Source organism: Paraburkholderia sp. 31.1 (assembly GCF_014397645.1).
Classification (GTDB): domain Bacteria; phylum Pseudomonadota; class Gammaproteobacteria; order Burkholderiales; family Burkholderiaceae; genus Paraburkholderia; species Paraburkholderia tuberum.
Window position 1 is genome coordinate 1 of the sequence record NZ_VZQN01000086.1, and the last position, 11,389, is coordinate 11,389.

At 60.9% G+C, this 11,389-nt stretch carries 9 protein-coding genes and 1 pseudogene; 6 read left to right on the forward strand and 4 right to left on the reverse strand.

The genetic code is table 11. The annotated features are described in order from the left end of the window. Nucleotides 1–461: 461 nt before the first annotated feature. Both F6X37_RS34285 and F6X37_RS34290 read right to left on the reverse strand, forming a co-directional pair. Nucleotides 462–1,262 carry a class I SAM-dependent methyltransferase gene (locus F6X37_RS34285; protein ID WP_187614453.1) on the reverse strand — a complete coding sequence of 267 codons (801 nt, stop codon included), beginning with the start codon at nt 1,260–1,262 and terminating at the stop codon, nt 462–464. Nucleotides 1,263–1,346: 84 nt separating this feature from the next. Next, nucleotides 1,347–2,774, reverse strand: coding sequence for an FAD-dependent oxidoreductase (locus F6X37_RS34290; RefSeq protein WP_187614455.1), 1,428 nt, complete (start codon nt 2,772–2,774; stop codon nt 1,347–1,349). A gap of 459 nt (nt 2,775–3,233) precedes the next feature. Between F6X37_RS34290 and asnB the strand changes: the two genes are divergently transcribed. The 6 genes from asnB (at nt 3,234) to F6X37_RS34320 (ending at nt 8,442) form a co-directional block, all read left to right on the forward strand. Then, nucleotides 3,234–5,066, forward strand: coding sequence for an asparagine synthase (glutamine-hydrolyzing) (gene asnB, locus F6X37_RS34295; protein ID WP_187614457.1), 1,833 nt, complete (start codon nt 3,234–3,236; stop codon nt 5,064–5,066). Between the two features lie 301 nt (nt 5,067–5,367). Then, on the forward strand, nt 5,368–5,847 hold the full coding sequence (locus tag F6X37_RS34300) for a nuclear transport factor 2 family protein (RefSeq protein WP_187614459.1): 480 nt from the start codon (nt 5,368–5,370) through the stop codon (nt 5,845–5,847). A 59-nt stretch (nt 5,848–5,906) separates the two neighbouring features. Then, complete coding sequence (locus tag F6X37_RS34305) at nt 5,907–6,050, forward strand: hypothetical protein (RefSeq protein WP_221307583.1); 144 nt, start codon at nt 5,907–5,909, stop codon at nt 6,048–6,050. Nucleotides 6,051–6,386: 336 nt separating this feature from the next. Continuing rightward, the gene (locus F6X37_RS34310; RefSeq protein ID WP_222945028.1) at nt 6,387–7,766 is read left to right on the forward strand and encodes an FAD-binding oxidoreductase; all 1,380 of its coding nucleotides are present in this window, start codon (nt 6,387–6,389) and stop codon (nt 7,764–7,766) included. Between the two features lie 47 nt (nt 7,767–7,813). Beyond that, on the forward strand, nt 7,814–8,176 hold the full coding sequence (locus F6X37_RS34315; RefSeq protein ID WP_187614461.1) for a hypothetical protein: 363 nt from the start codon (nt 7,814–7,816) through the stop codon (nt 8,174–8,176). Further along, nucleotides 8,173–8,442 carry a nuclear transport factor 2 family protein gene (locus F6X37_RS34320; protein ID WP_187614463.1) on the forward strand — a complete coding sequence of 90 codons (270 nt, stop codon included), beginning with the start codon at nt 8,173–8,175 and terminating at the stop codon, nt 8,440–8,442. The genes F6X37_RS34315 and F6X37_RS34320 overlap by 4 nt, the downstream gene beginning before the upstream one ends. A gap of 417 nt (nt 8,443–8,859) precedes the next feature. Here F6X37_RS34320 and F6X37_RS34325 read toward each other — a convergent pair whose 3' ends face one another. Further along, nucleotides 8,860–10,479: a methyl-accepting chemotaxis protein gene (locus F6X37_RS34325; protein WP_187614465.1), complete on the reverse strand. Its 1,620-nt coding sequence runs from the start codon at nt 10,477–10,479 to the stop codon at nt 8,860–8,862. 731 nt (nt 10,480–11,210) lie between these two features. Further along, nucleotides 11,211–11,389: pseudogene (locus F6X37_RS34330) on the reverse strand (IS30 family transposase); the annotation flags it as partial.

An 11,389-nucleotide genomic window follows, 5' to 3' on the forward strand; every position in this document is an offset into this window, starting at 1 on the left:
ATTTCCGCTTCCGCGAAGCCGATCTGCCTCTTCATCCTCGTGAGTCCGTTCTGTGAGCTGCCTTCTATAACGTCTTCGGCTACGTGAGCGATGACCGCCGAGTTCCATTAATCAGCGTTTCCCTAGCTCCCCGTTTTGTTAGGGGCTACGAATGGCTGGCCAAAGTGTCGTATGCGAATTTCCAACTCATGGCACTAGTTCGGCTTCAGGCACTACACGATAGTTTGGTGTAAGCAAGCGATACAGCGCCTCCCTCAGGCCAGAAGAGGCACTCCCGATCAGGCGGCGACCGGGATAAGTCACCAAGGCGGCAAGGCTCCGTAGCTGTCGGCAGTCAGCGCGCTCGCGCCCGACACCCGCCACGACCCGGGAACAAAGTTTCCAGCCAATATCCAATGTTTGGTCTGTGCAGCCATCTGCGACAAGAGCAGGTCGAGCAGTTTGTCCGCACAGGCATCACCTCATTTCGACTTGCGCCCGACTGCGATGAGCGCCAATGAAGGCAGGTTGATTGAGCCGTCCGACTCCGCATACGCCTGGAAAGCCGCTTTGAGAGGGGGGTGAAGCCGCGCGCGTTCCTCGTCTGTCAAGGCCGCATAGCTCGGCACGAAGTGAAATACTGGGCCAAATTTCTCCAACAAGACGTCGACCGAAGCAGCGCTTTGGATCGTCTGGCAAACCGTCACGGTGACGTCGGAGCAGCCACTTTCAATTACGGCGCTTCGTAAGCTCGTTTGCGACCACTCATTCAGGCCATTTGCGCCCAACAGCGATCGGCCGGGGAAGACTCGGCTGAACACGCCATCCAGGATCACCATCGGCGTGGCGCCAAACCGGCTTGGCCAGGCTGCCACAACGACCCGCCCATTGGGCCGAACGACGCGCACGAGCTCAGCCAGACTCGGCCGCCATGACGCAAACAGCATCACGCCAAAGATCGAAAACGCCGCGTCGAAACTCGCGTCACCGGCGTCGAGTGAAGCGCCGTCCATCACTCGCGCCTCACATTCCGGGAACGGACGTAATCGTTCGCTGGTCCGCGCTACCATGGCAGGCGCGATATCGGTGGCAAGAACCCGGGCCCCCATAGCCGCTACAATCAGCGCAAGTGCGCCCGTACCGGTCGCCACGTCGATCACCTGCTCGTTACTGCCTACGCCAGATAAAACCGCTGCCCGCTCGCAAAAACGGCTGGTCAGTGGTTCAGCAAACCGCTCATACGGGTTCGCCAATGAGTTGAAGTCCGGCATGTCTTCGGTCATGAACGCGCTCCTGTCAGAATTGGGTTGACGTATGGCACTGCGGCGGGACGCAACCCGTCTGCGACCTTCGCTATGGACATCTGATTAGCTTGCATCTGCGTAGCCTGGGTTTGCGCCTGAGGCGGAAGGCTCGCTGCGCCGCGCGCCGTGTGGCCCTACACACGCTTTGACCTCTTCACTCGTCACCTTGCGCATGACCTCCGGCGCCTTTAACGCGCTGACCGGCTTCAACAGGTTCAACACCTCGATAAGCAGTTTATGAATATCAGGATCCTGGTGCGCCGCCTGGGTGACCGCAATATGGTGCTCAATGGATTTCTCCAAATCGGCCGGGCGTTTGCCCCGCGCGTCGGGATAGGCCAGATCCGGCAACGCAGCCAGCGTCCACGGGTTCTCGACAATCGACTCGATCGCTAACAGGAACTCACTGCTGAGTGTGGCAAGCGGATCGGCATCGCCGGCGTGCGCCGCGAGCAGATTTCGCAACACGACAGCTTCCTGCGCGGCGGCGCTCATTCCCTGTCCATAGACCGGATTGAAACGGCACACTGAATCGGCGATCGGGATCAGTCCGCGAGGAAAGTCGTTGGAGCTGTCAAAGTGACGCCGCCGACTTTCAGGGAACGCAAACTGTTCGATGTGGCCGTGCAGGGTGGCGTTTTTGATCGCGTGATACACGGTGGCAGTCGGCAGGCTTGCGGCGTAGTCGGCGAATGCGTCGCCGTCGGCGGGCGGCGTGTCTGTGCCTCGTCCTCCGAGTGCCGCGAACCACTTGCCGTCTTCACGCAGAAGCACGATACCCATACGGCTTTCTTCCGGCGCCTTGGGCATGGTGTACATGACCTTCATGTCGGGAGTCGCATCGGGCGCAATCGTATAGACCGCGGTCGAGTAACCGAAGTCGACGCCGATGACCGTCTCCTCAGGCATGGGTCGGCCGGTAGCCTCAAGTAAGTCCAGCGTAGGCTTGCCGCGTCCGGACGCATCGACGACGAGGTCGGCCGGCAATATCTCCAGCTTGCCCCCGCGGGTCTTGTACGAAACCGAAGCGACCGAATTGCCGTCAGGCGTGGCGCCGATGGCGACGACGCGACACCCGTCGCGAAAGACGACGTTCGGGCGTTCATGCACACGACGACGCACGGCAAGCTCGAGCAGCGGACGCGTCATCGTAAAGGTTGCTACACCGAGACTGCGAGCCGGAAACGGATCCTGTCCTGGATACTCAAGGTATACCTCGAGACCCGAGTCGACCGAGTGGGCGCCTGCCTGCACGAGTGTGGATGAAAAACCCGGAAACAGGTCGCACAGTGCCTTGAAGCCGCCGGCAAGCAGCCCATGCGGGTGCTTGCCCTGCGGCACGCCAGGCCGAGGCGTCGAGTCGGACGGAAGCGCATCCCGTTCGAGCACGACGACTTCCCTGAAGTAGTCGGCAAGCGCCTGTGCTGCGGGCAGTCCGCCCATTCCTGCGCCAATGACAACTGCGCGTTCACCTGAAAAACGATTCGGCATCCTAGCTCCTGCGACGTTAATTGGAAGTAAAGCACCTGCTCGGCGTAACGTGCACCACGATGAATTCTTGTGAGCGGGACAGTCCGCGACTCAGCGGACTTAGCTAGAAAACAGCCGTAGCAGTGCCTTTATTCCGTGCCGCGGGAGAAGGGCGCGATGCTGTTTTCAGGGAGCCGTCTACAACAAAGGAAGACTGAGTGCGCCGGAAGACCGTCAAGAAACAGGAGGCGCATGACCGCTTCTGGCCGCTTTTGCAAATGCTCTGTCTCCAGCAGAGTGTCACAACATCGTCAACAGAACCAGACATCTACCTATCCGCCAAATACCGCGGAATTTTCTATCTTGTGAGGTGTTATCCGAGGAAGCCATGCAACCGCTTCGTCTGGATCCGTTTGATTTCAGATAGCTAGATGACGATCGGCCTGTTGCATGTCTTTCAGATTGCAAGGGAGATGCACGATGTGTGGAATCGCTGGCTGGGTAGATTACGACCGCGACCTGAACGAGCAAAAACCGATCATTGAGGCGATGACACGCACCATGGCACTGCGCGGCCCCGACGCACAGGGTATCTGGATCGACCGCCATGCGGCACTCGGTCACCGCAGGCTTTCCGTCATCGATCTGGAAGGCGGGGCGCAACCGATGCAAGCTACCGACGAAGGTAAGCCGATTGCATGCCTGACTTACAGCGGCGAAGTCTATAACTTCGTTGAACTACGCGATGAGTTGAGAAAGCAAGGCCATCGCTTCACGAGCAGAAGCGATACCGAAGTCGTGCTGCGAAGCTACCTCGAGTGGGGCGAATCGTTCGCCGATCGCCTGGTTGGAATCTATGCGTTCGCGATCTGGGATGCGCGCAAAGAAGAGTTGTTGCTGGTGCGCGACCGTGTAGGCGTGAAGCCGCTGTTCTATCAGCCGTTCGGCCGCGGCGTGTTGTTCGGTTCCGAGCCGAAAGCGATTCTGGCTCATCCGGAAATTGTCCCACGTGTCGGGCTAGATGGCTTGCGGCACGTGATCAGCATGTTCCGCATGCCCGGCGACGCGGTATACGAGGGCATGCACGAAGTGAAGCCTGGACACGTGCTTCGCGTGTCTCGCAATGGCATCGCCCAACGCTGCTACTGGAAGCTCGAGGGCCACGAGCATACCGATTCGCTAGACGTCACGATCGAAACGATTCGTGGACACCTCGACCGGATCATGCACCAGCAGACGGTCGCCGACGTGCCGCTTTGCAGCCTGCTTTCGGGCGGGCTCGATTCGTCGTTCGTCACGGCGATGGCTGATCGGATATTGCGACAACGAAGCGGCAACGCGGTGCACTCCTATTCTGTAGATTTTGCGGATCATGGCAAGAAGTTCGTCAAGGACGCGTACCGTGACACCGCCGATACGCCGTTCGTGCGTGAATTCGTCAAGCAGGTGAAGACGCGGCACACGGAGGTCGTGTTGAACAATCGCGAGCTCGCGAACATGCAGGTGCGGCGTGCCGTCGTCGATGCGCTCGACTCGGCATGGTTGGGGAGCGATCTGTTCCCATCGCTCTATCTGCTCTTCAAGGCAGTACGCGAGAATTCGACGGTCGCATTGTCCGGCGAGGCAGCCGACGAAGTGTTCGGCGGCTATAGATGGTTCCACACGCCGGAAACCGTCAACCTCGACACTTTCCCGTGGATGCTGGTTGTGCCGTCGACGCTCGACATGTTGTTGTCGCCGGACCTGTCACAGGAGCTTCGCCTGAAGGAGTATGAGGCCGACTGTTACGCCCAGGCACTCCGCGCTGTACCGCATGTCGGCCAGTCCGGCGTCGAGAAGCGTATGCGTGAGATCTGCCACCTTCATCTCGTCAACTGGCTGCCGATCCTGCTGGACCGGAAAGACAGAATGAGCATGGCGGTAGGCCTCGAAGTGCGTGTGCCTTTCTGCGACCACGAACTGATGCAGTATGTGTTCAACACCCCATGGAGCATGAAGACGTTCGATGGACGCGAGAAGAGCCTGCTACGCGCAGCAGCCAGCGACGTCGTGCCGGAAGCCATCCTCACACGCGTGAAAAGCCCCTATCCGGCCACGCAAGACCCTGCGTATGAACAGGCGTTGCGTGACGGCATGGACAGCGTGATCTCGAATTCGACGCCGCGCACGGCAAAGACTTTCAACCTGGACGCGGTCCGCGAGCTGATCGATCAACCGCTGAACGAAGTCAGTATTGGTTGGGAACGATCGGACATCGATCACGCACTTGCGATGTCGGACTGGCTGGAAAGGTACAACGTGGAACTCGTATAAGGCGAGGTGGCGCTATGAGATTTTAGCGCCGGATGCGCTCTGCCGCCGTCCCTGCTGGCCAACACAACACGCGCCGATAAGTTCGCCTCGTAGAGGGCAAACAGACGCATCAAGGCTTCGCGGCTCCGATCAAGGGTGCCGATACATGTCATTCGCCTTCGGCAAACACTGATCCGACGTGTGGTCAGTTGCATCGACATGGCGCTTGGGCGTATCGCGATAGTGAAAGGAGGTCGAGGGAGAGCCCGACGTGAAGAGGACTGCTTGTATCACCAGCCAATGAAACGTTCAAGGAGAACACATGGCGACTACCCAGGATATCGCTGCACGGATCGATGCACTCGAAAGCCAATTCGCGCTGGACCGGCTCATCGCCGCATACAGTCAGGCGTTCGACAATCGCGATGAGGCACTGCTGCGCAGCATTTGGCATAGCGATGCGAGTCTGTTACTGGGCGACGCGTTCGGCAACTGTACCGGTATCGATGCCATCATCGAGTCAGCTCACAAGAACTGGGCGCAGATCCCGTACATGCATCACTGGACGGCCAATCCACTGATCGACATTAACGGCGACCTCGCCACGGGCAAGGTGGCGCTCAACGCGCTGGTTACCCATGCGGAGATGGGGCCGGTCCAGATCAGCGGCCTTTATCACGACCGGTTCGAGCGCCGTGACGGCCACTGGGCATTCACGGAGCGCAGATTCGATTTGCACTACGTGACGCCCCTGCCGAACTGGAAACCGGTTGCCGGAATCGAAGCTGCGTCCCAGTCCTGAGCCGAATAGCCAGGCGGATCACCGGGCCGGATCAACGTCCGGAGCAACTTCGGGCCAGTGTGGAGGACACTCTCCGCAGTCTGGGCGTCGACCAGCTTGCCGTCGCCAATCTGCGCCGCCTGGACGTCGGGCCCGGACTGAAGGCCGAAGGTGATCAGGTCGTCGACCTGGATGACCAGCTGGCTGTGAGTTGCGGCTTTTGATCAATATCTCGGTGACATTCATACGTAAGTCCTACGTACTTTTTGTTGGCAACGCCCAGTACCGCTTATGGAATGACGACAGCCCACAAGGTGTTGTATTGATGTGACCGGTCAACTCACATGCACTTCGAGATTGCAGGCCGCCAATGGACGGGTTCGATTGGTAGAGAAAACTCCCCGTCGTGAAGACCAGCCCATCCGGAACGCTGTCGACGCTGGATTTCGGGAGGTTCGGGTCGAGCCGCTGCTCGGCCCGGATTCGATGATTATCGGCGTCCGGTAGGTACCCCAAATTCGCGAATCAATCGTAACGCGAAATCATACGAGGAGTAATTGATGAGTGTAGCGACCACACATACTGCTTCGGAGCTGACCGCGGCGCGTGAACTGCGCGCCATGATGCAGGGAAGAGTCGTGTTGCGCGGCGACGATGACTATGCTCGCACGCGGCGGATATGGAACGGAGCAGTGGAGAACCAGCCTGCGTTATTTGCAGTGTGTGAGACGTCCGCCGACGTCGAGGCAGCCGTGCGTGTCGCGCGTCGCAATGGCCTGCCGCTCTCGGTGCGCGGCGGCGGGCACGACTGGGCAGGCCGTGCCTTGTGCCCGGATGGACTCGTCATTGACCTCGCGAGGATGAGGCAAGTAGTCGTGGACCCGCGCTCGCGAGTCGCGACAGTCGCAGGGGGCGCCACGACCAAGGACCTGGCCGTGGCCGCCGGCTCCCACGGCTTAGTCGCGGCATTGGGCAACTGCGGTGCAGTTGGCGTAGCCGGCCTGGCCCTGGGTGGTGGCTATGGCCCTCTCAACGGTCGATACGGTTTGGCAGCGGACAACCTGCTTGGCGCTGATGTGGTGCTTGCGGATGGGCGGCTCGTGGCCACCGGTCCCGATGAGGAGCCGGAGTTGTTCTGGGCGATCCGGGGCGGTGGCGGCAACTTCGGCGTGGTTACGTCTCTGCGGTTCCGTCTGCACGAGATGCGTCACATGCTCGCGGGGCCAATTGTGTATTCCTGGAGCGAGGCCGAATCGGTGCTGCGCCGCTACGCGGCCTTTGCGGCCACCATGCCTGACGAACTCGGTGTATCTATGGGAATGCCGTCCGGCCCGGATGGCCAGCCCACGCTATTGTTGTTGCCGCTGTGGAATGGCGACAAGCACAGGGGCGAGCAGGTCATACGTGACTTGCAAGCCCTTGGTACACCTCAGCTTGCCCAGGTCGGGCCGACGACCTACGGCGACATGCTTGCCTTGTTCGACGCGGCGCTGGATGCGGCAGACGGCTGCCATTGGGAGACCCGGACGCGCTCACTGTCCGTGCTCACGCCCGGTGCCGTCGATGCGATCATCACGGCACTCGCCTGCAAGACGTCGCCCTATTCTATGGTCAACTGGCACCACGCCCACGGCGCGGCCACGCGTATCGCTGCAGAGGAGATGGCTTTCGGCCTGCGCCGGGAACATTTTATGGTGGAGATCATCGCCGGTTGGAAACCCGACGCGGGTAACGGCGCGGAGCACCGGCAATGGGCGCAGGAGCTTTGGGAAGGCCTCGCCCGTTTTGCGTTGCCAGGCGGCTACGCCAATTTCCTGGTACCACGTGATCGAGAACAGGTGCGGGATGCCTACGGCAGCAACGGTGCTCGGTTGAGATCCTTGAAGCGCCGTTTCGATCCCGACGGCGTGTTCGCCTCCGCCATTCCGTTGCCCGACTAGCATCGATGTCCCAGGAGCGCACGACAACCAACTAAAGGGAGAACGTTATGAATATCGCGGAGAAGACAGCCTTGATCACCGGCGCCAACCGCGGCGTCGGTGAGGCCCTTGTCAAAGAAGCTCTCAATAGAGGAGCGAAAAGAGTTTTTGCGGGCACTCGGGGCGCACTTCCAAATACTGACCCACGCGTGACGGCGCTGACGTTGGACGTAACCAACGCTTCGCAGATCCAGGTTGAGCATTCTCTTGCCCACCTACGGCTGCAAGCCCTGGCGCCACCTCTGGTGCCGCTTGCGCAAGCGGCAAGAACGGAAGCAGAATCGTCCGCACGTGCGGCGCAACGGCGCGGCCTGCAGCAAGACAAGTGGCCGCGCGAGCGGCTGGCATACTTTCACCGGAGTCAACAATGACGCTCGACGAAATCGTGAGCGCGTATTGCGCCGCATGGAACGAGAAGGACGAGGTGGCGCGCACCGCTTTGCTGGAGAAATCCTGGGGCGATAGCGGCGTCTACGAGGATCCGACGAGTGCCGTTCCGCCAGGCCGCGCAGCGCTCCATGCCCATATCGCCGGCTTCCATCGGGCCTATGCGGGCGCAAGACTCGTTCGCACCAGCAGGGCCGACCAGCACCATGGCAAGATTCATTTCACCTGGCAGATGATGTTGCCCGACTGAACCGTTGCCGTCGACGGGCGCGATTTCGGCGAACTCGACACCACGGGACGCATTGCCCATATCGTCGGCTTCTTTGGCCCGCCCCCGGCGCTGTGAGGACGGCCGCGCGCTTTTCTCGTGTGCGGCGCCTCATCCGGCCTTCAGCACCACCCGCTCGATGTCCTGAACGATGACTGGAATAGCCGATCACGACCGGCGCTACGATGGACCGCGTACGCGGGTGCTTTGACCGCCCAGAATGTCGGGCCAATGACTCGCGCCAAGACGCGGACATCCTGGCGTCGCCTCTGCCAAGGAAGCCGCCGTACAGGTGGCGCCGGTTTCTGTGTCCGTAGTGGGTCGCAAGGTGACGGTTCAAAAAAACGCGCAGACGTGCCATGAAACGCAAGGTTCGCCGCGAGATTGCGGCGCGCGTCCTTACGCGAACACTGCGCGGTGCTGCGCCGAAGCCGGCGCGAGCTGTGCACCGCCGTTAGCGTCAGCGTCGCCCACCTGAAACGCCGCGGCCGCGCGTTGCAGACTCATCGCCTGCTCCTTCAGCGACTGTGCCGCGGCCGCCGCCTGCTCGACGAGCGCCGCGTTCTGCTGCGTCATGCTGTCCATCTGCGTGACCGCGAGATTCACCTGGTCGATGCCGGAGCTTTGTTCCGCCGCGGCCGCAGCGATTTCCTGTACGACACCGGTCACACGCATGATCGCGTCGCGCGCTTCGTCAATCGTCGAGCCGGTGTTTTCGACCAGCGTTGCACCACTGCTGACGCTGTCCACCGCATGACTGATCAGCTCGCGAATTTCCTTCGCGGCGGTCGCGCTACGCTGCGCGAGGCTGCGCACCTCGCTCGCGACAACTGCGAAGCCGCGGCCTTGCTCGCCCGCGCGTGCTGCCTCAACCGCAGCATTCAGCGCGAGGATGTTGGTCTGGAATGCGATGCCCTCGATCGTCGCTATGATCTCGACCATGCGACCCGATTCGTTCGAGATCCCCTTCATCGCCGCGACGGCCTGCGTGACCATGTCGCCGCCGCGGTTCGCGATTTTCGCGGCGCCGGCCGCAAGCTCGCTGGCAGTGCGCGCGTTGTCTGCAGTCTGGCGGACCATCGCCGTCATCTGCTCCATGCTCGACGCCGTTTCCTGCAACGACGCCGCCTGGCTCTCGGTGCGCGACGACAGGTCCGCGTTGCCGTTCGCGATCTCGTTCGCGCTGCACGCGACGTTGTCGGACGCATGCTTGATCTGGCAGATGGTACCCGTCAGCGCGTCGCGCATCCGCTGCATTACGTGTAGGAGGCTCGACGTGTCGCCGTTGCGCGTGCGGATCGCCACCGTCAGGTCGCCCGATGCGATCGCGTCCGCCACGTTGGCCGCATAGGCCGGATCGCCGCCGACCATGCGCGCGATGCTGCGGTTCGTCACCGCGACGAGCGTCACGAGGACCGCGGACACGGCCACGAAGATCGCGCCGATCAGCCACAACGACGCCATGAACGCAGCGTCGATGTCGTCAACATAGGCGCCGGTTGCGATGATCCAATCCCACGGAGCATAGCGCACCACGTAGCCGATCTTGCCGACCGCCTGTGTCGACGCCGCGCCTGAATGCGGGAACACGTAGTCGACGAAGCCGCCGTCCGGCGCCTGTGCGGTCGACGCGAACGTCACGTAATGGTGACGGCCGTCGGCATCGGCGCTGCCCGCGAGATCCTTGCTTTCGAGTGCCGGCTTGATCGGATGCATCACCATCTGCGGCTTCGAATTGATCACGAGGAAGTAGCCGTCTTCGCCGTAGCGGACGCCGCGCAGGCGTTCGAGTGCCTGCTTGCGGGCATCCGCCTCCGGCAACGCGCCGCTTTGCGCCAGCGCCGCATACTCCGTCACGATGCTGAGTCCGACGTGCGCGATGTTCGTGAGGTCGTGCTTACGTTCTTCGATGCGCGTCTCGCGCGACTGCCACGCCGCCGATACGGAGACGGCGAGCAACGCGACGAGGCTGATGATCAACGGCAGCCAAAGCTTCTGCGTAAAACTGAGCTTGTGCATCCTGAGTCCTCGTGCAAATGAATGGAAACCGCGCAGGGCTGCCGTGCGAAGTGGCATGTGTATGGGCGCGCCCTGTGGCGCCGGCGGACTGTCCGGCGGCCATCCAGGTGGTTCCTGCTCGAGTTATCGGCGGATACGAGCGAAAGTTTCATCCCGTGAAACCCTCGGTTACCACCTTGCCAAGGCGTATCGGAGGGCCCTTGTGCGTCGGCTCCCACGGAGCGTCATCAGGCACCAGCCGGCCATCATGAGCCGTACATCGGAAGGCTCCCTCCGACATTCGAACGTCAGTGGCGCATCCGAAAGCGGACGTACAGTCGGTATCTCAAGTTTCAGGCCTACCTGCCGTAAAGCCGGATTGGCTTTGGCATGTACTGTGGCTATCGCATGCCATGATTGAATCAAGGGATTCTCCCGACCACGTGTTACGGCCTCTCAAGAATGAAAAAAACACCACTCTCTTGATGGCGTCATTGCTGACCGCTTGCGGGGGCGGCGGAAATGATCTCATGTCGCCCGCTCCCGCTGACCCGACATCACCGGCATCGCCTCGCTCGATTCAACCCAGGGCGACTCCGCTACTGGAGTTGCCCCATTAGCCTAAACACTATAACCAATTTAGCTTATTGAGCGACCCTGAAATGAGATTAATAGCAAAGGTGCTGATAGGATTCTTTGCATTCGTACTAACACTAAAAGGGCGGTTTCAAGAGTGAAGCGCAACAGCGGGTTTAATGTTTAGAGCCTTGAGGTTGACTTGCTGATGCGAGGGTCGCGGCGAAAACCTCGAAGGGTGAATGGAAGTTGTGAGTTGCACGAGGCCGGCTGTTCAGACTGTCGGCGATGGCGTCGAGTTCGTCCTGACTGTAGACCGAAAGGTCTGTGCCTTTGGGCAGATACTGTCGCAGCA

Bases quoted from the DNA above. Each gene is read 5' to 3' on its own strand.
- F6X37_RS34285 (WP_187614453.1), bottom strand. From the start codon at position 1,262: ATGACCGAAGACATGCCGGACTTCAACTCATTGGCGAACCCGTATGAG.
- F6X37_RS34290 (WP_187614455.1), bottom strand. From the start codon at position 2,774: ATGCCGAATCGTTTTTCAGGTGAACGCGCAGTTGTCATTGGCGCAGGA.
- asnB (WP_187614457.1), top strand. From the start codon at position 3,234: ATGTGTGGAATCGCTGGCTGGGTAGATTACGACCGCGACCTGAACGAG.
- F6X37_RS34300 (WP_187614459.1), top strand. From the start codon at position 5,368: ATGGCGACTACCCAGGATATCGCTGCACGGATCGATGCACTCGAAAGC.
- F6X37_RS34310 (WP_222945028.1), top strand. From the start codon at position 6,387: ATGAGTGTAGCGACCACACATACTGCTTCGGAGCTGACCGCGGCGCGT.
- F6X37_RS34315 (WP_187614461.1), top strand. From the start codon at position 7,814: ATGAATATCGCGGAGAAGACAGCCTTGATCACCGGCGCCAACCGCGGC.
- F6X37_RS34320 (WP_187614463.1), top strand. From the start codon at position 8,173: ATGACGCTCGACGAAATCGTGAGCGCGTATTGCGCCGCATGGAACGAG.
- F6X37_RS34325 (WP_187614465.1), bottom strand. From the start codon at position 10,479: ATGCACAAGCTCAGTTTTACGCAGAAGCTTTGGCTGCCGTTGATCATC.